This window comes from Pseudomonas sp. ADAK13 (assembly GCF_012935715.1).
Classification (GTDB): Bacteria; Pseudomonadota; Gammaproteobacteria; order Pseudomonadales; family Pseudomonadaceae; genus Aquipseudomonas.
In genome coordinates, this window is sequence record NZ_CP052860.1 from 7001736 (window position 1) to 7022181 (window position 20446).

The 20446-nt window shown below is 63.9% G+C and carries 23 protein-coding genes; 4 read left to right on the plus strand and 19 right to left on the minus strand.

What is annotated here, in order from left to right:
* Positions 1–3: 3 nt before the first annotated feature.
* From sctT to HKK54_RS32320, 12 genes are read right to left on the minus strand one after another with little or no spacing between them, the layout of a single operon-like run.
* On the minus strand, positions 4–816 hold the full coding sequence (gene sctT / locus HKK54_RS32265; RefSeq protein ID WP_003208312.1) for a type III secretion system export apparatus subunit SctT: 813 nt from the start codon (positions 814–816) through the stop codon (positions 4–6).
* 6 nt (positions 817–822) lie between these two features.
* Complete coding sequence (locus HKK54_RS32270; RefSeq protein ID WP_010167085.1) at positions 823–1092, minus strand: EscS/YscS/HrcS family type III secretion system export apparatus protein; 270 nt, start codon at positions 1090–1092, stop codon at positions 823–825.
* A 10-nt stretch (positions 1093–1102) separates the two neighbouring features.
* A complete protein-coding gene (gene sctR, locus HKK54_RS32275) occupies positions 1103–1756 on the minus strand; it encodes a type III secretion system export apparatus subunit SctR (RefSeq protein WP_169389101.1) in 654 nt (217 codons plus the stop codon).
* Positions 1753–2754, minus strand: a complete 1002-nt coding sequence (gene sctQ / locus HKK54_RS32280) for a type III secretion system cytoplasmic ring protein SctQ (RefSeq protein ID WP_169389102.1) — start codon at positions 2752–2754, stop codon at positions 1753–1755. Before sctQ ends, sctR begins: the two co-directional genes overlap by 4 nt.
* On the minus strand, positions 2751–3200 hold the full coding sequence (locus HKK54_RS32285) for a YscO family type III secretion system apparatus protein (RefSeq protein ID WP_169389103.1): 450 nt from the start codon (positions 3198–3200) through the stop codon (positions 2751–2753). Before HKK54_RS32285 ends, sctQ begins: the two co-directional genes overlap by 4 nt.
* A gap of 16 nt (positions 3201–3216) precedes the next feature.
* Positions 3217–4539 (minus strand): FliI/YscN family ATPase, encoded by a 1323-nt coding sequence (locus HKK54_RS32290; RefSeq protein WP_169389104.1) that lies wholly within the window; start codon positions 4537–4539, stop codon positions 3217–3219.
* Positions 4536–5114 (minus strand): FliH/SctL family protein, encoded by a 579-nt coding sequence (locus tag HKK54_RS32295; protein WP_010167076.1) that lies wholly within the window; start codon positions 5112–5114, stop codon positions 4536–4538. The genes HKK54_RS32290 and HKK54_RS32295 overlap by 4 nt, the downstream gene beginning before the upstream one ends.
* Positions 5107–5724, minus strand: coding sequence for a type III secretion protein (locus HKK54_RS32300; RefSeq protein ID WP_169389105.1), 618 nt, complete (start codon positions 5722–5724; stop codon positions 5107–5109). The genes HKK54_RS32295 and HKK54_RS32300 overlap by 8 nt, the downstream gene beginning before the upstream one ends.
* On the minus strand, positions 5721–6503 hold the full coding sequence (gene sctJ / locus HKK54_RS32305) for a type III secretion system inner membrane ring lipoprotein SctJ (RefSeq protein WP_169389106.1): 783 nt from the start codon (positions 6501–6503) through the stop codon (positions 5721–5723). The genes HKK54_RS32300 and sctJ overlap by 4 nt, the downstream gene beginning before the upstream one ends.
* Positions 6504–6507: 4 nt before the next feature.
* A complete protein-coding gene (locus tag HKK54_RS32310; protein ID WP_169389107.1) occupies positions 6508–6945 on the minus strand; it encodes a hypothetical protein in 438 nt (145 codons plus the stop codon).
* Between the two features lie 9 nt (positions 6946–6954).
* On the minus strand, positions 6955–7185 hold the full coding sequence (locus HKK54_RS32315; protein ID WP_003208330.1) for a hypothetical protein: 231 nt from the start codon (positions 7183–7185) through the stop codon (positions 6955–6957).
* 31 nt (positions 7186–7216) lie between these two features.
* Positions 7217–7783 carry a type III secretion protein gene (locus HKK54_RS32320; protein WP_076014149.1) on the minus strand — a complete coding sequence of 189 codons (567 nt, stop codon included), beginning with the start codon at positions 7781–7783 and terminating at the stop codon, positions 7217–7219.
* Between the two features lie 48 nt (positions 7784–7831).
* Here HKK54_RS32320 and HKK54_RS32325 point away from each other — a divergent pair, with 48 nt between their 5' ends.
* Positions 7832–8596 (plus strand): tetratricopeptide repeat protein, encoded by a 765-nt coding sequence (locus HKK54_RS32325; RefSeq protein WP_169389108.1) that lies wholly within the window; start codon positions 7832–7834, stop codon positions 8594–8596.
* A gap of 674 nt (positions 8597–9270) precedes the next feature.
* Here the strand turns inward: HKK54_RS32325 and HKK54_RS32330 are convergent.
* From HKK54_RS32330 to HKK54_RS32360, 7 genes are all read right to left on the minus strand, one after another.
* Positions 9271–9651, minus strand: coding sequence for a hypothetical protein (locus tag HKK54_RS32330; protein WP_169389109.1), 381 nt, complete (start codon positions 9649–9651; stop codon positions 9271–9273).
* Between the two features lie 14 nt (positions 9652–9665).
* Positions 9666–10946, minus strand: coding sequence for a type II and III secretion system protein family protein (locus HKK54_RS32335; RefSeq protein ID WP_010167065.1), 1281 nt, complete (start codon positions 10944–10946; stop codon positions 9666–9668).
* Complete coding sequence (gene sctV / locus HKK54_RS32340; RefSeq protein WP_169389110.1) at positions 10943–13081, minus strand: type III secretion system export apparatus subunit SctV; 2139 nt, start codon at positions 13079–13081, stop codon at positions 10943–10945. Before sctV ends, HKK54_RS32335 begins: the two co-directional genes overlap by 4 nt.
* The gene (locus tag HKK54_RS32345) at positions 13078–13413 is read right to left on the minus strand and encodes a tetratricopeptide repeat protein (RefSeq protein WP_169389111.1); all 336 of its coding nucleotides are present in this window, start codon (positions 13411–13413) and stop codon (positions 13078–13080) included. The genes sctV and HKK54_RS32345 overlap by 4 nt, the downstream gene beginning before the upstream one ends.
* Entirely contained in the window at positions 13413–13769 is a 357-nt protein-coding gene (locus tag HKK54_RS32350; protein WP_010167059.1) for a hypothetical protein, read from the minus strand. The genes HKK54_RS32345 and HKK54_RS32350 overlap by 1 nt, the downstream gene beginning before the upstream one ends.
* A gap of 28 nt (positions 13770–13797) precedes the next feature.
* Positions 13798–14691 (minus strand): SctD/MshK family protein, encoded by an 894-nt coding sequence (locus HKK54_RS32355; RefSeq protein WP_169389112.1) that lies wholly within the window; start codon positions 14689–14691, stop codon positions 13798–13800.
* 125 nt (positions 14692–14816) lie between these two features.
* Positions 14817–14978, minus strand: coding sequence for a hypothetical protein (locus HKK54_RS32360; protein WP_003207273.1), 162 nt, complete (start codon positions 14976–14978; stop codon positions 14817–14819).
* Positions 14979–15541: 563 nt separating this feature from the next.
* Here HKK54_RS32360 and HKK54_RS32365 point away from each other — a divergent pair.
* From HKK54_RS32365 to sodC, 3 genes are all read left to right on the plus strand, one after another.
* Positions 15542–18760 (plus strand): type III effector HrpK domain-containing protein, encoded by a 3219-nt coding sequence (locus HKK54_RS32365; RefSeq protein ID WP_169389113.1) that lies wholly within the window; start codon positions 15542–15544, stop codon positions 18758–18760.
* A 72-nt stretch (positions 18761–18832) separates the two neighbouring features.
* Complete coding sequence (locus HKK54_RS32370) at positions 18833–19285, plus strand: winged helix-turn-helix domain-containing protein (protein ID WP_169389114.1); 453 nt, start codon at positions 18833–18835, stop codon at positions 19283–19285.
* Between the two features lie 116 nt (positions 19286–19401).
* Entirely contained in the window at positions 19402–19923 is a 522-nt protein-coding gene (sodC, locus tag HKK54_RS32375) for a superoxide dismutase family protein (RefSeq protein ID WP_169389115.1), read from the plus strand.
* Positions 19924–20446: the final 523 nt, after the last annotated feature.

Consider the following 20446-nt stretch of genomic DNA (forward strand, 5'->3'; position numbering starts at 1 on the left):
GCCCTACTCCATGCCCGCCAGGGTTTTCAGCAGCTCCACCGTGCCGCGAAATTCCGCCAACTGGTCCAGCATCAACGGAATCAGGAAGCCGATGTAGATCACCATCAGGATCGAGAAAAACAGGTTTTTCACCGGCAACGACAGGTCGAAAATATGCAGGTTCGGCGCCATCCGCGACAGGTACGCCAGCATCAAATCGGTGACCAGCAGCGAGATGATCAGCGGCGACACCATCAGCACCCCGACCCGCATGATCTGGTCGAGAATCGACAGCACCGCCAGCAACGCCGAGCTGGCGAACACCGGGGTAAACGCGGTTACCGGCCACAACTGGTAGCTGTGGTAGTAGCCGTCGACCATCAGGATAAAACCGCCGGACATGAAGAACAGCGTGATCAGCATCACCGTCAGCAAGGTGGACATCACACTCGATTCCCCGGTGGACAGCGGGTCCACCAGTTGCGCCATGGTCGAGCCGCGCTGCAGGTCGATCAACTCCCCCGCCACTTCCGCCGCCCAGAACGGGATGCCGAACAACAGGCCGATCAGGATGCCGATCAGGAATTCCTTGATCAGCAACCCGGCGATAAACAGGCTGCCGTGGTTGGGCATCGAGGTCATGGCGTCGAACACCGGCATGAACATCGGGATCGAAATGGCCACGGCCACGCAACCCCGAATCATCCCGGTCAGCCCCAGGCGGTTGAACGCCGGGGTGATCACCACCACCCCCATGGCACGGCAGGCCGCCAGCGAGGCCGAGCTGATCACCGGGTAGGCGACTTCAAGAAACTGCGCGGTAAGGCTGGCGTCCATGGGCAGTCAGCGCGTCCACAAGGGGAAGTTGTCCAGCACCTGGCCGCCAAGCTCCGCCACTTGCCCGGCCAGCACCGGGCCCAGGAACACAATGGTCAGCAACACCGCCACCAGCTTCACCACCTGGGGCAGGGTCTGGTCCTGGATCTGCGTCAGCGCCTGGAACAGCCCCACGCTCAAGCCAACAATAATCGCCACCCCCAGCGCCGGCGCAGAGAGCATCAGCACGGTCATCAGTGCCTGTTTCATCAATGACAGGAAAACGTCCTGGCCCATGGGTCGTGCCTCAGCCGTAACTCAGAATCAAACCGTGCATCAGGCGCGACCAGCCGCTCAATGACACGAACAGGAAGATTTTCAGCGGGATCGAAATCAGGTTCGGCGAGACCATCGACATGCCCATCGCCATCAACACGTTGGACACCAGCAAGTCCACCACCAGAAACGGGATGTACAGCAGGAACCCGATCTCGAAGGCGCGGGTCAGTTCCGAGCTGACGAACGCCGGGATCAGCACCACCAGGTCGTCATCCCGCAAGTCGGCACGGGCTTCCGGCGACCAGATGGTCTCGGTGGCCTGCACGAAAAAACCGCGCTCGGACTCGTTGGCAAAGCGCGCCAGGTGCGCCTGCAACGGCGGGCGCAAGGCATCGCCTAGGTCCTTGAGTTGCTCGACGTGCTCGATGTTCAGGTCGCGCCCCTCCACCTGGCGGTACATGTCGCCAATCAACGGCGTGGTGACGTACACCGACAGAATCAGCGCGACGCCGTACAGCACCAGGTTCGGCGGCGTCTGCTGCACGCCCAGGGCGTTGCGGATGAGGAACAGCACCACCGAGATTTTCATGAACCCGGTGAGGGTCACCACCGCCAACGGGATCAACCCGATGGTGGCGACCACCAGGATGATCTCGATCAGGTTCGGCTGATAACCGGTCATGGGGTAGCGAAACTCAACAGGCGCACGCCCAGGCCGTCACCGATTTTCACCAGTTGGCCCTGGCCGACGCGGCGGCCGTTGACCATCAGGTCGACGCCATCCACCGTGGGGGTATTGAGTTGCAGCAGGCTGCCCGCGCCCAGTTCCCGCAGTTGCGCCAGGGTCAGTTCCAGGCTGCCGACCTGGCACACCAGCTTGAGGGGCAAATCGTCCAGGGCCGCGGCGGCATCGACATCAGTCATTGTGTTCTCCATGTCCAAAAGGGGCGATTTCAAAGATTCCTGTAGCTGCAGCGACGAGCCGTCGCGCTGGCAGCGGGCTTGCAGGCGGCCCTCAAGGTCCAGCAACCAGCCACTGCCGGGTTCGAGCATCAACACATCGCCAGGCTGCAAGCTGCGCAATTCGCCGAGGCTCAGCCATTGCCGCCCGGCCACCACCGCCAGGGTCTGGCGCAGCGCCGGTAAAGGGTCGGCCTCAATCTGGCCGTGTTGCTCCAGCATCTGCGCCACCAGCAGCGCGGCGCTTTCGCTCAAGTCCAACTGGGCGGCCATGGGTGGGCTGTTGCCGAAGGTCAAGGTCAGCGCCAGGTGCACGGCGTAAGGCCGCTGATCGTCACTGGCATCGAGCAACTGCACCGGGTGGCCGAGCAACGGCTCAAGGCGCTCGATCAGATCCAGCACCGCCAACTCCAGCAGCAACGAGCGCGGCAATGACGGCAGCACCTGCGCGTCGAACTGCAACGCCAGCGGCACCAGCACCTGCTCCACCGTGTCGGCCGAGAGCCGCAGGCGCGCCGGGGATTGCCCGAGTAGCAGCCATACATCCCGAGGTGTTTTCAGCGGCTGGGGATCGGCGGCCCAGGCGACGCTCAGGTCCTGGTCGGCGCACCGGCCCTGCCACGCGTGGCGCCGGCGGTGCAGTTGGTTATGCACCGCGAGCAACGCCGGGTCGTAGTGTTCAAGCCAGGGCGCCAGCGGGTCGGCAAGGGCCACGATCATGTGCCGAGCCCTTGTTCTTCGCGCAATTCACCGGCGACCCGCTCGCTGCTTTCGCGGCCGTCCAGCAGGCTTTGCCAGGCATCGGACTGGCGCTGGCGGTTCAGGCGTTCCTGACGGAACAGGTCGCGCTCACGCTCTTGGGTTTGCAGGGTGCCGGATACGTGGCTGACGTCGCCCTCAAGCAGTTGCTCATCGTCGGACAAGCCCCGCAGGCGATCCTGGGCCGCCTGCCAACTGGCCACCGACAGGCCTTCGGTCAGCGAGGCGTAAATCTCGCTGGCTTCACGGGCAACGGCTTCGCGGTGCAGGCGCAATTGCTCCTTGGCGTCGGTCAAGGCGCCGTGGGTTTGCGCGCAGCGTTGCTGTTGCGCCGCCAACTGGCTGGCCGCCCGTTGTTCACGCAGCACCCGCAGGGTTTGCAGGGTGCGCAGTTGTTCGGTCTTCATGGGTTGCTCTCCATCGTCATGCCAGCACCTGGCGCATGCGGATCAAGGTGTGTTCGGGGCTGCTGGGCTCGTCGGCGTTCTGGCGCAGGAAGGCTTCGATCGCGCTGTGGCGGGTGATCGCCTCGTCGGCCAGCGGGTCGCTGCCGGCGGAGTACTCGCCGACGCGGATCAGCATTTCAATTTCGCCGTAGCGCGCCATCAGTTCACGGATGCGCATTGCCAGGCGCTTGTGTTCTTCACCGGCCACCTGCTCCATCAACCGGCTGCGGCTGCGCAGCACGTCCACCGCCGGGAAGTAGTTGCGCTGGGCCAGTTCGGCGCTCAGGGCGATATGCCCATCGAGGATCGAACGCGCTTCCTCGGCCACCGGGTCACTGGCGGCGTCACCCTCGGTAAGCACGGTATAGAGCGCGGTGATGCTGCCGCTGGGGCCCGGCCCGGCGCGCTCCAGCAGCTTGGGCAAGGTGGCAAAAAACGACGGCGGATAACCGCGCCGGGTCGGCGGCTCACCCACCGCCAGGCCGATCTCGCGCTGGGCCCGGGCGAACCGGGTGAGGCTGTCCATCAGCAGCAGCACGTTGCGGCCCTGGTCGCGGTGGTACTCGGCCAGGGTGGTGGCGACAAAGGCCGCACGCACCCGCTCGGCGGCGGGACGATCAGAAGTGGCGACAACAGCGACCGTACGTGCGCGGGCCTGGGCGTCCAGTTGCACGTCCAACAGTTCGCGCACTTCCCTGCCCCGCTCGCCGATCAGGCCGATCACAATCACATCGGCCTCGCTGTTGCGGATGATGCTCGCCAGCAACGAGGATTTGCCCACGCCGGGCTCGCCGAAGATGCCCATGCGCTGGCCTTGGGCGAGGGTCAGCAAGCCGTCGATGGAGCGAATGCCCAGGGCCATGGAACGCACGATCAATTGCCGGGAGAACGGCGCCGGTGGCTCGGCATGCAGGGGATAGGTCTGCAAGTTCAGGGTCGGCGGCACGCCGTCACCGTCAAGAAAATCGCCCATGGGGCTGATCACCCGCCCCAGTTGCGCATCCCCTACCGCCACGCCGAGGCTTTCACCGGTGGCGATGATCTGGGTGCGGGTCGACAGGCCTTCCATGGAACCGATAGGCGACAGGATCGCTTCGTCACCATCAAACCCGATCACCTCGGCACTGAGGCTGCGGCCGCTGACCGGGTCGCGCAGGTGGCACAGCTCACCGATGCTCGCGCCGGCCACACTGGCCCGCAACAACACCCCGCGAATACTCAGCACGGTGCCCTGCATCGGACGCAAGCGCGCCTGGGACAGCCGCTCGGTCAGGCGCGGCAGCAAATGGTTGAGGTTCATGCCACGCCCTCTTCGGCGAAGGGCAACAGGCTGCGGCGCAAGGTCTGCAGTTGGGCCTCCAGCCCCAGCTCAACTGAACCCGCCGGGCTGCTCAGGCGGGCCTGGCCGGCGCTCAGTTGCGCGTCGGCCTCCACGGCGATGCCGTCCTTGAGGAGTTGTTGGCGCAAGGCATTCACTTCGGCGGGCGGCACCCACAAGGTCAAGGCCTGGCCCTGGCGAAACGCGCTCAGGGCCTGGCGCGTGCAACGCACCACGCGGTCGGTGTCGTCCAGCTCGCCGAGCACTTCACGCACGATGCCCAGGGCCAGGTCCGCCAGCGACGCTTCCAGCCCGGCGAGGTAATGCTGCACCTGGGCCTGGGTCTCCAGCAGCAACTGCGCGACCTGCTCTGCGCCTTCTTTGCGTGCACGTTCAAAACCTTCAGCGCGCGCGCTGTGCAGCCACTGGTCGCTGTCGGCCTTGATCTGCTCGGCGTGGTCCCTGGCGGCTTGCACAAAGGCAAAGCCATCGGTCCACAACGCCGCTTCTTCGGCGCGCAAAATCCGCGCGGCGGGACGGCTGGGTAATTCACTCATGGGCAAGCTCCTCGGCGAGCAACCGGGCGGCAACGGTCTGGACAATTTCCAGGTCGCGGGGCAAGCGCCCGCTATAACCTTTCGGCGCGACAAACCGCAGTTGCAGCCAGCCTTGCAACTCGGCGGGCTGGGCCTGCAGCCAGGCGGCGACACAGGTGAGCCCATCGCGGTCGATGGCGTCGATCAACTCGGCGGGCTCGCGCAGCAGGTCGGCCGCGCCGCCCAACTGGCGGTGCGCCAGGGCCAGGGCAAAAGCTGCCTGGCCGAGGCCTTCGCGCAGCTCATTGACCACTTCGCGGCGGATCTCCCGGCTCAGGGTCGAGGCATGCCAGATCGCGCCACACAGCCTCGGCAGGCGCTCGAATTGCGCCGGGTTCAGCAGCAACACCGGTAAATCGGCAGCTGGCGGGGTGACCAGATGCGCCAGCGGCGCCAATTGATAATGACTGGCCAGCAACTGCTCCAGCCGCGACCGAAACCGCGCCTGCCCGTGCAGGGCTTGCAGCACCTCGGCCGGCAGGCCTTCGCCGAAACACTCGCCCAGGCTTTGCTGGCGCACGAACTGCAACGGCTGGGCGATCAGGCCCTGCCAACGTTCAACCAGGCTCATTCACCCTCCTTGAGCACATACAACGCCTGGGACTGGCGCCGCGCCCAATAATGGCGGGCCAGCACGCCACCGGCGCCCAGGGCGACCAGCAGCAAACCGCCGAACAGCAACCGCGCCTGGCTGAGGTTGTCTTCCAGCAGCCACAAGCCCATGAAGCGCGCGAGTCGCGGTTGGGCCGGGTTCTGGCTGACGGACACCGCGGCCTTGATCGCCGTCACCGACACGCCCTCGTAGCTCAGGCCGGAAATGCCGTTGGCCACCAGGGTCTTGATCTGCGGGATCAAGGTGTTGATGTCGGTGCCCGGGTCGTAGCGCACCAGCACCGAGGCCGACGACGGTGAGATCACGCGCTTGAGCAGGTCATTGTCCGGCAGCACCACGTGCACCCGCGCCGAAACGATGCCGTCGATCTGCGACACCGAGTGGGACAGCTCTTCGCTCAAGGCGTAGATCATCTGCGCCCGTTCCTGCACCGGCGACGACACCAGGCCGTTGCCCTTGAACACCTCGCCCATGTTGGAAAAGCTCTGCTGCGGCAGCCCAGCGTTTTCCAGCAGGGTCATGGCTTCGGCGAAACGCTGTTCGTCGACCACCACTTTCAACTGGCCGTTGTCCTGCACCTTGCGCGTCGCGGGAATACCGTCGCGCAGCAACACGGCGACCATGGCGTTGGCGTCGCGCTCGCTGAGGTTGGTGTAGAGGTCCATGTCGCAGGCCTGCAAGAGGCTGGCGAGCAGGCCGATCAGCAGCAGGCGCAGGGCACGATTCGGGCTTGGCATGGCGTTATTGACCCTTGAGCAGCGTGTTGGCGGAACCGGAAATCTGCGTCGCACCGCGCACCACCATCTGGGTTTCGATGGAGTAGTCGAACATCTTGCCCAGTGAATGGACGATCTGGTCGACCTGCTGCTCGGCAACTTTCTTGCCCGGTTCTGCAGTGGAAGAGGCACCCGAGGTGCGGATGTCCGCAGCGGCCACTTGGGGTGGCGCCGACGGGTTATTGGTGAGCAAATCGGCGCGCTCGGAAAAGGTCCGGGAGCGGTCGATAAAACTGTTCAGGCGCTCCATCAGGCCCGAGCCGATCTGATGGGGGCTCGCGCCTTCGGGCATGCCCTTGGCCGTATTGGCCATGTGCTCGAACAGATTCTGCGAGGCCCCGGCGGGCCCCGCGCCGGCGGACGGCGGCAAGGCCGTGGCGCTGGCTGCGAGACTGATGGTCATGGGTGCGCCCTACTCTTCGTCGTCATCGGACATGGCGTCATTCAGCATTTCCTGCGCCTTGGGCATGATGATGAATTGACCGCCGATGGTGACCGCCTGGGTGATCAGGGCATCGGTGAACTCGGCGTCGGTCATCTCCGGTTTGTCGGCGCTCTTGGCGTTATCCACCGCGGCGTTGAACTTGGCTTCAGGGCTGGCGCCACCGGGGGCGAGGTTGCTGTCTACGGCGGTTACGGACATGGTCATGCTCCTTTGCTGGGGTTGGGGTGAATCAAGGGGTTTCGGTGCTCACCTGGGCGCCGCGAAATACCCGCACGCCGTGCTCACGTGCCACAACGGGCGCGGCGGCCTTGGGTTGCAGGTGATCCACATGCTGCTGGACCAGCGCCAGGTAAGGCGGCGGCCCGGAGACGAAGACTTCATCGCCCTCGGGGCCGTTGCGCATCGACAACTGCTGGCCGAAGACGTCGAGGTTGTTCAAATAAGCCTGCAACTGGTCCAGGTTCAGGGCGCTGGCCTTGAACAGCTTGGTGGTGATTTCGTCGCTGGCATTGAGGTACAGCAGGTTGCCGTCGAAGTACCAGGTCAGGCCGTTGGTGCTGCACAGCGTCTGCAGGAACTCCCCGGCGGTGGCGGCGCGCACGGTGCTTCGGGCCTTGCCGCGAACCTTGTCGGAGAGCACCAGCGGGATGTCGAGGTTGTGGCCGAACTCTTCGAGGGCGGCGCGCACGTCCTGGTCCACCAGCACGTAGGCGTAGGGTTTGGCGAACCATTCGGGCTCTTCGTCGGCGTGAGCGATCGAGGCGCCAAACAGCACCGACAGACATAGGAGCGCCATGGAAAATATGCTTACATGGCGTCCGCCTTCGCCCAACGAGTTGTGACGATGACCAAACACTTTTTGCTTGCCGGCAGCCTGCTGCTGGCCGCCTGTTCCAGCACCGCGCCGAGCGATTCCGACCGCTCGGTAAAGCTGGCCAACGACCTGAACAAACGTGGCGACTACGCCAGCGCGGCGGCGCTGTATGAACGTGCGGCCCAGCAACCGGGTGCCGACATCGACCTGTGGCTCAAACTCGGCCAGGCGCGGCTCGACGGCAACGATGCGGCCGGTGCCGAGCGCGCCTTCCAGCAGGCCCTCGGCCTTCAGGCCCACAACGCCGACGCCTTGTTGGGGTTGGGCACCGCGCAACTGCGACTGGGCAAAACCCAGCGCGCCGTGACGGCCCTGGGACAAGCCGCCGAGGCCAGCCACTCGCCGGTCGCCTACACCCGGCTGGGCATTGCCCACGTGCTGAACGGCCAGGCGGTGACGGCACAAACCGCATTCGCCAAAAGCCTGAGCCTGCAACCCGACGACCTCGACAGCCGCTGCAACCTGGCCCTGGCCTACGCACTGGGCGGCCAGGCGCAACAGGCGTTGGACACCATCGCCCCCGTCACCCAATCGCCCCGCGCGTTGCCACGGCATCAGCGCAATGAGTTGTTGGTGCTGGTGTTGGCGGGTTACGAACAACGAGTGGCCCGCTTGCCGCTGGACGACATTCCGGCCGCTGAGCGAGTACGGCTGGTTGCCGAAGCCAACCGCATCAAAGCCATCAGCGACCCGGTTGCACAGGCGCGGGAGTTGGGGCTGGTGGATACGCACTGACGCGTAATCTCGCTGTTGCTGTTGCCCTGCTTTTGATCTATCAGGCCCCGTCAACCACGATGGCCGCAAGCAGGCACGGTGTAGCGGGTAAACCGGCAAGGATGCCGGTTTAGCCGCGACGGGCCAGGGACGGGCCGTCGCGGCGGCCCGCGGAATCGGGTCTGATTGCGGGCATGCCGAGCCTGGGCGAGGCACCGAGTGGTGGGGCAAAGACCTTTTGGTTACTTTTGGGGCGTTTGCCAAAAGTGACCCGCTGTAAGAGCGGAACCCTAAGTGGCCGTTACCGCAGGAATGGATATGTACTCGGTCTGCTTCAAGAAACTCACCGACCGTTAGGCCGCCTTCGCGAGCAAGCCCGCTCCCACATTTGAATTGCGGTGTGACAGATAGATCTGCTGGGGCTGGAATACCGCTATCGCTGGCAAGCCAGCTCCTACATTTGGATGGTGGTGTGACAGATAGATCTGCTGGGGCTGGAATACCGCTATCGCTGGCAAGCCAGCTCCTACATTTGGATGGTGGTGTGACAGATAGATCTGCTGGGGCTGGAATACCGCTATCGCTGGCAAGCCAGCTCCTACATTTGGATGGTGGTGTGACAGATAGATCTGCTGGGGCTGGAATACCGCTATCGCTGGCAAGCCAGCTCCTACAGGGGGAATGTGCACGGGGAGTCATTGCTCACCTCCCGGTGCGCCAGCCTTGGCCTCTTGCTGAGCCTGCCGCCGCTGCAACTGCTCCCGGTCAAACCCCTCGATATACACCTGCGCCGCCCGCCCGACCGGCGCCGCCATCGCAGGCCCGGTGGCCCGCCCCTGATTCAAATCCTGGCGCTGCTCCACCATCTGCATCAGATTCAGATTGTTGGCACAGCCCAACGGCAAGGTCGCCTTGAAATCCTCATCCAGCCCGATCTCATCCTTGGCCGGCGGCTGCTGGCACTGGCTCGGCAACCCGTCCGCCTGATACTGCGGCGAGTAATACACCGGCGCCAGATGCGTCTTGCAGCCCATCACCAGCAGGGGCAAACACATCAACAAACGCGAAACTTTCATGCCATGCCCCCTCATCAATTCATGTAGAAACCAAACGCCCCACCGCTGCGCGGCCCCGTTGCCGCAGCGGTCGCGGGCTGTGCGTCGAGCGGCGTGGCCAGGGTGCGGCTGCGCACCGGCTCCACCAGGTACGGCGTGATCAAAATCACCAACTCGGTTTCGTTGCGCTGAAAACGCTTGGAGCGAAACAGGTTGCCCAGGATCGGCAAGTCGCCCAGCAACGGCAGCTTCTCGATGTCCTGGCTGCTCTCGCGCTGGAACAAGCCGGCAATCGCAAAGGTCTGCCCGCTGCCCACTTCCACCCGCGTATCGGCGCGGCGCACGCTGAACGACGGCACATGGAAATTGCCGAAATCCACCGTGCCGCCACTCACCACACTGCTGACCTCCGGGCGCACTTGCAGGGCGATCCGGCCGTTGGGCAGCAGCGTCGGGTTGAACAGCAGCGACACGCCGAAGGACTTGTATTCGATGCCCACCAGGTCCCGATTCACCGGCACCGGAATCGCCACTTCACCCCCCGCCAGAAAGCTCGCGGTTTGCCCGGTCATGGCGGTGATATTCGGCTCGGCCAGAATTTGCAGGATCCCGTTGGCCTGCAACGCGTCGAGCATGCCGTCGATATTGGTGTTGCCCGAGCCGCTGCCCGCTGCCGCCAGGCCACCAGCCGTGGCTGCTGCCAGCGGCCCGCCGGTAATCAGGCCGAAGGAGAAGGTGCCGTTGCTGAACATGGCGTTCCAGTTCACGCCGTAGTGCAGCAGTTCCGAGCGGGACACTTCAGCGAACCTGACGCGCAAATTGACCTGGGCCGCACCGGCATATTCCGTGGTGTTGACCGCACTCTGGAAACCCTGGCCCTGGGGGTTGAGCAACGCGTTCAAGTCCGTCGCTTCGCCCACGCTGCGCACCGTGCCCTTGGCGATCAGGCGGTTGCCGGCACCGCTGATCTGCGCGCCATTGCCGGGGTGCAATTCCTGCATCGGCGCGGTCACCGCCTGGGTCGCGCTGCTGACGGCCAGCGTCAGGCTGGCGAGCTGTTTGCCGTCGCCGCCGAGGGCGATCAGGCTGGTATTGCCCGGGGCCTTGCCGAAGATATAAATCACCCCCGGCGACACCACTTGCAGGTCGGCAATCCCCGGTTCGGCCACCAGCACCGACTCCACGGGCGCCACAAAATGCAGGATCCGGCCTTCACCGGAAGCCAGGCTGATAGAGCCCTGGGCACCGTTGGCGATGTCCTGGGCATTGCAAAAAAACGAGGTCAACGTCAGCAACAACAGACAAAAACGGATCATGAGGCAGACGCCAGGGAAGTGACGGAAGCCGCAGCAGGTGCACGGCGGTTGGAGATATCGGTGAGGCTGATCGTCACCAGCGCTTGCAGGTTGTATTCAGTGGCCAGCTCGCGAAACGACAACACCGCCAGCTCCAGTTCGCCGCGCAGCACCAGGCGACGCAGGCTGCGGCGCAATTCCGGGTGCACCAGCAATACCGCACTGTTGGCCTCGGTGGTTTTGTCGCAGGCCTGGCGCAGTTGGGCGAGCAAGGCGCGGTTGACCTCTTCTGGGATCACTTCGCGGCTGGGTTCCTGGCGACGCAGGGACGCACGCAACTGGTCTTCCAGACCGGGCGCCAATACCAACGCGCCAATTACCCGATTGCGGTCGGCGTACTGGTGGCTGATCTGCCGCGCCAACGCAGCGCGCAGGTGTTCGGCCAGGCGGCCGGCATCGGTTTCCCGGGCGCCCCACTCCACCATGGCTTCGAGCAAGGCCCGTTGATTGCGGATCGACACGCCTTCACCCACCAGCAAGCGCAGGGTTTCGGCCACCCGCTGCAACGGCACCAGGCGCAAGGCTTCCTTGACCAGTTCGCCGTACGTGGCTTCGGTGCGTTCGAGCAGCAGGCGGGTTTCCTGGATCCCCAAAAAGTCTGCAGCGTAGCGGCGCAGGCTGCGTTCCAGCACGCCGCGCAGCACTTCGTCCGGCAGCAGGAAGCCGATGCCGGCGTTGCGCAGCACGTCTTCGTGCTGGCGTTCGATCCAGTGCGCAGCGCGGCCGTTGAGCGGTGAATCGGCGTGCAGCGTGGTGATGTCCAACAGTTGCACGTGCACCGGATCGTCCTGCAACAGCAGGCAGTTGACCGGCATCTCGCCTTCACTCACCGGCACACCTTCCAGGGACACCCGGAAGCTGCCCGGCGTGGCCTTGGCGTCCATGTGCACGCCCGGCACCGGCACGTCGACGCCGAGGTCGCTGCGGATGTCGTGACACAGCGCTTCAATGCGCTGCGTCAGCAACTGGCGTGGCGCGCTGAGGGCCAGGGCGCTGCCGAGGGTCAGCAGCACGCGGGTGTCGGGCGCCACGCCGTAGTCCTGCTCGGCTTGCACTTCGACCACCGGCTCCAGTGTTTCGATCAGGGCTTCAGGCTCTACCTGATGTTCACGGGTATGTCGGCGGTACATCACGAACGCCGCGCCGCCGAATACCAGCGACAACCCGAGGAACACCCAGGTCGGAAAGCCCGGGATCACACTGACGCCGACCATGATCAATGCGGTCAAACCGAGGGCCCGGTAGCTGGCGCCCAGCTGCTTGAGAATCTCGCTGCCGAGGTCGCCCGCCTCGCCGTCGCTGTTGACCCGCGTGACCACGGTACCCGCCGCCACGGAGATCAACAGCGCCGGGATCTGCGCGATCAAACCGTCACCCACGGTCAGCAGCGAATAGGTGTGCACCGCCGCGCCGAAGGCCATGTCGCGCTCGATCATGCCGATCAGCATGCCGCCCAACAGGTTGACCGCGAGGATCACCAACCCGGCAATCGCATCGCCTTTGACGAACTTCATCGCCCCGTCCATCGCGCCGAACATCTGGCTTTCACGCTCCAGGCGCGAACGCCGGCGGCGGGCTTCGGCCTGGTCGATATCGCCGTTGCGCAGGTCGTTGTCGATGCTCATCTGTTTGCCGGGCATCGCATCCAGGGTGAAGCGCGCCGCCACTTCCGCGACCCGCTCGGCACCCTTGGTGATCACCACAAACTGCGCCACGGTGATGATCAGGAACACCACCATGCCCACCACCACCTGGCCGGCGATCACGAAGTCACCGAAGGCCTTGACGATATGCCCGGCGTCGCCGTGCAACAGAATCAAGCGGGTGGTGGTGATGGACAGCGACAGGCGAAACAGGGTGCTGAGCAGAATCAGCGGCGGCAGCGCCGAGAATTCCACCGAGTGGCCGATGTAGAAGGCGACGATCAGGATCAGGATGCTCAGGGCGATGTTCAGGCCGATCAGCATGTCCACCAGGTAGGTGGGCAGCGGGATGATCATCATCACGATCGCCATCAGCATGAACGCGACGATGATCACGTCGGTGCGCTGGGCGGCCATGCGCGCGATGCCGTTCAGGCGATTGAGCAGGTTCATGGCGCCACTCTCCGTGCAGCCAGGTAGCGTTTGAAGCACTGGCGCGCTTCGTCCTTGCGTTCGCCGTACCACAGCGCGCGGGCGCGCAGCAGCAACAGGCTGGCGGACTCGCCTTCCAGCGCCACCAGGCGGTCCAGGGCCGACAGTGCGCGGGTGGCGTCACCGCTGTCGGTGAACGCCAGCACCAGCGAGCGCAGCAGCAGGCCGTCGTTGGGCGCCACGCTCACGGCAATCAGCAGCATCACCAGGGCGCGCTGGGACTGGCCGTTGCGCCGGTACAGCTCGCCGATGCCCTTGAGCAATTGCACCGCGTCGTCGTTATCCCGGGGCATCAGGCCTGGACCTCCGAGCGCTGTTGTTCGAGGGTGCGGCGCATCTCGATTTCCTCGCTGATCAAGTCGTGGGCCAGTGCCTTGATTTCCGGCTCGGCGTCGAGGTTCGGCAACAGGTGCTGCATCACGTGTTCCAGCAGCTCCAGGGAACGGGCGCTGCCAAACAGCAGCGAGTCGACACCGGCAGCGCTGGTGAGCTCTTCCAGGTCGCTGCGCAGGGAGCGCCGGGACTGGACCTTGCGGGTTTTCAGCACCGCTTCAAAAGCAGTGGCCTGGCGCGAGTTGACCGGGCGAATCGCCTCGACCGGCGCGCTGCGCACCTCACTGGGAATCAACGGACGGGGTTCGACTTTCATCCCGGGGCCTTAGCTGAAAAAAGCAGCGTCATAGGGTGAAGGTGAAGCGTTCTTCGCCACGGGCGAGGATCACCTGATTGTTCTCGATGCGTTCCAGCACCCAGTTGTCTGCCAGGGCCGCGCCGGGGTACAGGCGCTTGCCGCTGTCGTTGATCACATAGGGATTGGCGCCGAACCACACCGCTTGAAAGCGCACCCGTGGCCGGGCTGCATCCGCGCGCACCGCGACCCGCGGGTTGAGCACGATCTGCTGGCCGTAACGCTGGTCGAACGCTTGTTGCAGGGCGACCCACTGGGGCTTTTGCGCCCGCTCGAAGGAGCCGGTGGCGTTGAGTTGGTCGTCGATGTCGTTGACCTTGACGGCGTCCAGGTGGGCGGCCTGCAATTGCCCTTCGAACCAGGCCTTGGCTTCGGCGCGAGAAGGCTTGGCCGCAGCTTTTTCGGCGACCGGCCTTGCGGTTTGCGCTTGAGGCGGATAGTTGCGAAAAGCCAGGGCGCCGGCGCACACAAACAGCAAGGCCGTGGCGATGATCCAGGGCGTGAAGGTACGCGTCATCGCAGGCGGTTTTTCAGCGCTGCCCGGCAGCGCCAGGCTCACACCCGCCGTGCCGATGCGCAGTTGCAGCGGCAGCCGCGCGCGATGGCCGCTGCCTTGGGGAATGCGGGTATCACCGGCAGTGCCAGTGATCAGTACCTCGCCGCCGAGGGCTTCAACGGCCACCTGGGCACCGTCAAAACGCAGGCGCAGGTGCAACTCGGCGATCCCGGGATCGCTGAGCTGAAGGTCGGCGGCCAGTGCGGCGCCAAGGGTGTAGACCGGCTGGTCGAGCATCAGGGAACTGCCCTGGTGCAAACCGTGGGTCACAAGCAGGGTCGGCGCGCCGTTCACGGCGGGCAGGCCCAGGGAAATCAAGGCTGTCATGGTTGGGTTTGCCCCCTTGAGAATCACAGGCCGCAACGGCACCTGTGCCGATCAACAACGGTGCAACGGGGTGAAGCAGGACGAGGCAGGTATGCGGGCAGCGCCGGCGCTGCCCGCATGGCGAATCAGTTCTGCGGACGCTGTTTGGTGGCGTCGAGCTCTGCTTTTTTCGCGGTGCTGATCTCGGTGATCTTGGCCGACTTCTCAATGGCCATGTTGAAAGTTGCTTCCATCTTCGCGATAGCGTCGTCGGCGCCGCCTGCACTTACTGGTGGAGTAGTAGCCATGTTCAATCTCCTTGCATCGATAGGGAAGTTAAGCGGTATGCAAACCGAACCGAACTCCCCGCGTCAGACAGTGAGTTAGCAATGCAGCCGTCGGTTTGCATGGGAACCATACTACTCACGAATAAAACGCCTTCGCTGTGAAAGCTTGTGAAACGTTGACGGCACGCGCTGTGAAAAATCCGGCTCAACGTGCCGTTGAGCAAATCTCATCGCCACGCCGGCGTGGAACTTTTATTGAAAAACCGATACACGCCAAAACCCAATGATTACGGGGCTTTCGCCATCTAAAATGAATATTCTTGAACACTTCGATGCCGCCAGATTCCACGCAAAACCGTTGATCGCCCATTATTATTCGGAAAATAAGCCGACAACTTCACACTTTTAACTAATAGCCATTTGCCCAACTTCGCAGATATTGCCATTTGTAACAAAACCGACTTGATCATCGCGTTTGATAGCTCGGCGCGGGCCTGCTCAATAACACTTCGCAACTTTCGCCCGCCCAAGTTAGTGCACTTGCACTAAATATCGACTTATATAAAACAACTTCCAGGTGATCTATGACTGCGATCCCGAATGGCCTTGATCCTGCCGATAACAAGGGCCCGGATGGCTCCCGGAGCACGTTTGAAAAAGCCCTGTTCACCGCTGTCGACAAGCCGGTATTCGACCCCTCGAAAATCCGTGGTCCGTCCATCCCGCTGCCTTATCAGAACGTCCAGGCACCGGTGAACAACAGCATCACCTACACCCCGCTGGGCAGCGACAAGCCGGTGACCCTCAAGCAGATCGACAACCCCAGGCTGTTTGAGCAATTGGTCAACCAGTACAACACCCAGCAAAGCGATGCGACCCTTGAAAAGAACCTGGCCGACAGCAAAAGCGCCGGCTACAAGGAAGCCGACGCCAGCACCGTGGCGCCGGGGCTGGACAACTACAAGGCGATTGGCAGCACCACCGAATTGGGTCCGGGGCTGATCCGCTACGAGACCAGCGCCGGCGACAAAATCGTGGTCAGCCAGAAGGAGACGCCTGCGCTGTTTGCCCAGGTCAGCGGCGACTCGGCCAAGCTGTTCGCGATCAACGCCAGCCAGGCCGATGGCTACCGCCTGGCCGGCCCCACCGAAACCATGGACCCGGCGGCGAACATCGGCCCGCCCGAAGAGGTCGGGCCAGGCTTGATTCGCTACACCACCGCCTCCGGCGACAAGGTGATCGTGTCCCAGGACATCACCCCGGCGCTGTACGACCAGGTGGCCAAACTGTATGCCGGCAGCACCGGTGCAGCCGGCGCCTCGGACACCTCCTGGATCGACACCTCGTCGTTCGGCGTGTCGGGCGCCAAGGACTGGGACACCATCACCGGCAACACCAGCGGCACGCCGACCAAGGAAGAACTGGACCTGAACCGCCCCAAGGCGGCTGCCCAATTGCTCTCGCAAAACTGGGACGCCTGGGGCCTGCACGGCGCGCCGATCGACTTCGCCAACCCGCCCACCACCCTGCCGCCGGAAGCCCAGGCCGTGCTCAAGTACGTGGCCAGCAGCCCGAGCCTGATGGCCGCGCTGGACACCGGCGGGCGCGGCAAGGCCGACAACGTCATTACCCATTCGGATGTCGACCACTTCATCGACAACGCCGGCAAGGACCTCGGCGCCGCGTCGAAATCCTATGGCAGTTTCCTCGGCAGCCACCCGGGCGACCTGGCCAAGGCCAACGCCAAGTCGGCGGCGATCCTGATGGCCAACGAGAGCCTGGCCGCCGGCGCCGGTTCGGCGATGCGCCCCGGTGACGCCAACCAGCGCAGCAATGACGGCATGCTGCGCAGCGACAACCTCGCAGCGTTGGGCAGCGATTCGGCCCTGAGCACCGAGCTGACCGGCGCGGCGGCGATGTGGTCGAAACCCGGGATGTTCCACGCCCTGGAAACAGGCGGCGACAACCCGGCCACCGGCAAGTCGGACGGCATCGGCACTCGCGACAACATCGGCGCCTGGCTGGAAAAACAGGCGCCGAAAACCGACAGCGACACCCTGACCTTCCTCGACGGCGCCGCCACCCGTGACGCCGTGGCCGGTGTCGACACCTCGGGCCTGACCGCCGACATCCTGGCCAACCCGCAGAACTACAGCGGCGAACAAAAAGCCGCGGTGCTGGTGCAATTGACCGATGCACAAACCCGCCTGCTGGTGAGCGATTACGTGCCCCACGCCGGCCTGATGGACAAGTACACCTCGCCCAACTACGGCCTCAACCCCAACGAAGACAAGATCAAGGCACAGCTGCAAAGCGGCATCGAAACCCTCTCGGCCGACCCGGATGTGCAAGGCTTCCTGCAAAACAATCGCGGCCCGGCCCTGGCCGACATCGTCGACAGCAACCCGACGATGAAAGTCGCGATGCAGAACTACTACACCAACGATATCGAGACCGGCAAAAACCTCACCGACAACCTGAATGCCAAGGACCAGAACGGCAAGCAGATCGACATGGGCATGGGCCTGCAAAACGCCGCCAACGATACGACCATCGCCAACCTGGCGCTGGGGGGCAACGGCCATGTGGACCTGACCGGCATCGCGGACAAGGCCGGGCAAAGCGACAACATCCAGCAGTACTACAAGAACGAATTGGTGACCGGCAAAGCCTTCACCGACGCGGTGGCCGGCGGCATGGACCCGACCGTGGCGGCCAGCAGCTTCGCCGCCAGCACCGCCTCGGCCCAGGCCTTCCTTGGCGACAAAGCCTCGGCGGATGACGCGGCCACCTTGCAGGTGAACTTCAACGAAGCCCTCGGCGATGCGCTGCTTGGTGGCGCGACCACCGACACCCTGAACATCACCCTGGGGGACGGCAAGGGCAACTTCGACGAAGCCAAGGTGACCGCCGCGATCAACGACGCCCAGCAGAAAGACCCCGAGATGTTCGTCACCTCCGACGGCGGCAAGATCGACCCGGCGCAGGTGGTGTCGATGCTGCGTTCGGTGTGGGACATCGGGCGCCAGGGCGACAAAATTGCCGACGCGCTGCCCAAGGCCATCGAAGGCATGAAGTTCGGCGACGTCAGCCCGGCGTTCAAGCAAGGCCTGTTGCACATCGGCAGTGCGGTGCTGATGAGCGGCGTGCTGATGGCGCGTTCGGCCAGCGGCAGCAACACGCCGGTGGCGGACGCCAACCGGGTGTCCGCCGGGCTGCAATTTGCCGGGCTGTTAATGGAAGGCGGCACCAAGTACGCCAAGGAAGCAGGCTACGGCATCACCTGGGTCAACCGTCCGGACGGCGGCACCATTGGGGATTTCCCCGGCAAGGTGCCGGTGGGCAAGGGTCCGCTCAGCCCGCAGCAAATCGCCAACCTCGGCGCGGCCGGCAAGATCATCGGCTCGGCGGGCGGGATCATCGGCGGCGTGATCGGGGTGATTGGCGGTGTCGACTCGTTGAAAAAAGGGGATTACCTGACCGGCAGTTTCTCCGTCGCCACCGGCGTGCTCGGCACGGGTGCGGCGGTGGCCGGCCTGGTGGAAGCCGGCGCCGGGTTATACGGCGCCACGGAAATCGGTGCGGTGGCCGGGACCATCAGCGGCATCCTCGGCGGCGCCACGGCTATTCTCGGCGGCATCGGCAGCGCCTTCCTGCCCTTCGCCCTGGCCGACGCCCATGGCAAGGCGCAGGACGCGTTCTACGGCCAGCTGGCGCCAGTGCTCAAGCAATACGGCTTGACCGGCGGCCCGACAGAACCCGGTGACTATCCGGAAGACCCGATCCCGGCGATCAACACCTGACCCTCCCTTGCAGCCCTGCGCGAAAGGGAGCCGCGCGGGGCTGTGTCTTGAACACGCACAAAGGTTAATCACATGACGTATTCACAACGCAGCCACCTTGAAGACAGCGCTTTTGAAATTCACTTTGGTCCTTATCGACTGCTGCCCAGACGTCATCTGCTGCTGAAAAACGGTGAACCGGTAAGCCTGGGCAACCGCGCCCTGACCTTGCTGATCGCCCTCGCCTCGCGGCCTGGAGAACTGCTGGAAAAAACCCAGTTGCTGGACATCGCCTGGCCACGGCTGGTGGTGGAGGAATGCAACCTGCGGGCGCAGATCAAGGCGATCCGCCGGGCGTTGGGGGACGATGACTCGGTCTATATCGCGACGGCGACGGGCCAGGGTTATCGGTTTGTCGCACCGACGTGGGTGGAGCGCGAGGCGCTGAAAAAACCGGTGGTGCTGGGGGTTTATAGCTGTCGCCGCTGTGTGGGCGGTGAGGTGAAGCCGGTGCACAGCGTGCGGCAGGAAAGGCTTAACAGCTGAGCCGTGATGATTATTCCGTTGGAAAAATATGTTTTTTCCAGCGGAATTATTTGGCCGGGCTGGTCGTTGTGTTTCCCGAGACTGCTCACTTTTATCAACTTTTCGGGAAACTTCTCATGAATCGCATTCATTGGCTCAGCCTGGCCAGCCTCCTCGTCATTGGCACCGCTCAGGCGGCGACCCTGCAAGTTCCGGTCAACCTTGTCAGTGCCGATGGCGCGCCGCAGCCTGTTGGTACGGTGACCATCAGTGAGTCGGCGTACGGGCTGATTTTCACCCCTGACTTGAAGTCCCTGCCGATGGGGGTGCATGGGTTTCATATCCATGAGAACGGCAGCTGTGAGGCGGGTGTGAAGGATGGCGTGAAGGTGGCGGCGCTGGCCGCCGGTGGGCATTTTGACCCGCAGAAAACGGGCAAGCATTTGGGGCCGTATGCCGAGGGGCATCTGGGGGATTTGCCGGCGCTGTATGTGAATATGGACGGGACTTCGACTAACCCGGTGTGGGCGCCGCGGTTGAAGACCATTGCGCAGATCAAGGGCCGGGCGTTGATGATTCATGCCGGGGGGGATAACCACTCCGACATGCCCAAGCCTTTGGGTGGTGGGGGTGAGCGATTGGTGTGTGGGGTGATCTGAGTTGGCGGGGGGCATATCCGTTATTTTGGTTGTGGCTGATATGGGTTCCGCTCTTACAGCGGGTCACTTTTGAAAGGAGCCCAAAAGTAACCAAAAGGCTCTTGCCCCACCACTCGGCACCTCGCTCAGGCTCGGTGTGCCCTCTCTCCGGTACTACTCCGCGGGCCGCCGCGACGGGGCGTCCCTGCCCCGTCGCGGCTAAACCGGCGTCCTGCCGGTTTACCCGCTCCGTACTACCTGCGTTCGGCCAGCGTGGTTTAACGGGGCGCCTAAGATCAAGATCAAAAGCAGATCAACAGCACAGCGGCCTACAGGCCGGCTTGAGTGGTGTGAAGCAAAGGCAAGATCAAAATCTAAAGCGGGCACGATCCCCTGTAGGAGCTGGCTTGCCGGCGATGGCATCGCTTAGGTGTACCTGAAAAACCGAGGTGTCTGCATCGCAGGCAAGCCAGCTCCCACAGAAAAGCAGAGCCGCAGCAGTTTCAGATTTGGTTTTCGCTTTGGCTTTTGCTGTGGCTTCTAC

Bases quoted from the DNA above. Each gene is read 5' to 3' on its own strand.
- sctT (WP_003208312.1), bottom strand. From the start codon at position 816: ATGGACGCCAGCCTTACCGCGCAGTTTCTTGAAGTCGCCTACCCGGTG.
- HKK54_RS32270 (WP_010167085.1), bottom strand. From the start codon at position 1,092: ATGGGCCAGGACGTTTTCCTGTCATTGATGAAACAGGCACTGATGACC.
- sctR (WP_169389101.1), bottom strand. From the start codon at position 1,756: ATGACCGGTTATCAGCCGAACCTGATCGAGATCATCCTGGTGGTCGCC.
- sctQ (WP_169389102.1), bottom strand. From the start codon at position 2,754: ATGATCGTGGCCCTTGCCGACCCGCTGGCGCCCTGGCTTGAACACTAC.
- HKK54_RS32285 (WP_169389103.1), bottom strand. From the start codon at position 3,200: ATGAAGACCGAACAACTGCGCACCCTGCAAACCCTGCGGGTGCTGCGT.
- HKK54_RS32290 (WP_169389104.1), bottom strand. From the start codon at position 4,539: ATGAACCTCAACCATTTGCTGCCGCGCCTGACCGAGCGGCTGTCCCAG.
- HKK54_RS32295 (WP_010167076.1), bottom strand. From the start codon at position 5,114: ATGAGTGAATTACCCAGCCGTCCCGCCGCGCGGATTTTGCGCGCCGAA.
- HKK54_RS32300 (WP_169389105.1), bottom strand. From the start codon at position 5,724: ATGAGCCTGGTTGAACGTTGGCAGGGCCTGATCGCCCAGCCGTTGCAG.
- sctJ (WP_169389106.1), bottom strand. From the start codon at position 6,503: ATGCCAAGCCCGAATCGTGCCCTGCGCCTGCTGCTGATCGGCCTGCTC.
- HKK54_RS32310 (WP_169389107.1), bottom strand. From the start codon at position 6,945: ATGACCATCAGTCTCGCAGCCAGCGCCACGGCCTTGCCGCCGTCCGCC.
- HKK54_RS32315 (WP_003208330.1), bottom strand. From the start codon at position 7,185: ATGTCCGTAACCGCCGTAGACAGCAACCTCGCCCCCGGTGGCGCCAGC.
- HKK54_RS32320 (WP_076014149.1), bottom strand. From the start codon at position 7,783: ATGGCGCTCCTATGTCTGTCGGTGCTGTTTGGCGCCTCGATCGCTCAC.
- HKK54_RS32325 (WP_169389108.1), top strand. From the start codon at position 7,832: ATGACCAAACACTTTTTGCTTGCCGGCAGCCTGCTGCTGGCCGCCTGT.
- HKK54_RS32330 (WP_169389109.1), bottom strand. From the start codon at position 9,651: ATGAAAGTTTCGCGTTTGTTGATGTGTTTGCCCCTGCTGGTGATGGGC.
- HKK54_RS32335 (WP_010167065.1), bottom strand. From the start codon at position 10,946: ATGATCCGTTTTTGTCTGTTGTTGCTGACGTTGACCTCGTTTTTTTGC.
- sctV (WP_169389110.1), bottom strand. From the start codon at position 13,081: ATGAACCTGCTCAATCGCCTGAACGGCATCGCGCGCATGGCCGCCCAG.
- HKK54_RS32345 (WP_169389111.1), bottom strand. From the start codon at position 13,413: ATGCCCCGGGATAACGACGACGCGGTGCAATTGCTCAAGGGCATCGGC.
- HKK54_RS32350 (WP_010167059.1), bottom strand. From the start codon at position 13,769: ATGAAAGTCGAACCCCGTCCGTTGATTCCCAGTGAGGTGCGCAGCGCG.
- HKK54_RS32355 (WP_169389112.1), bottom strand. From the start codon at position 14,691: ATGACAGCCTTGATTTCCCTGGGCCTGCCCGCCGTGAACGGCGCGCCG.
- HKK54_RS32360 (WP_003207273.1), bottom strand. From the start codon at position 14,978: ATGGCTACTACTCCACCAGTAAGTGCAGGCGGCGCCGACGACGCTATC.
- HKK54_RS32365 (WP_169389113.1), top strand. From the start codon at position 15,542: ATGACTGCGATCCCGAATGGCCTTGATCCTGCCGATAACAAGGGCCCG.
- HKK54_RS32370 (WP_169389114.1), top strand. From the start codon at position 18,833: ATGACGTATTCACAACGCAGCCACCTTGAAGACAGCGCTTTTGAAATT.
- sodC (WP_169389115.1), top strand. From the start codon at position 19,402: ATGAATCGCATTCATTGGCTCAGCCTGGCCAGCCTCCTCGTCATTGGC.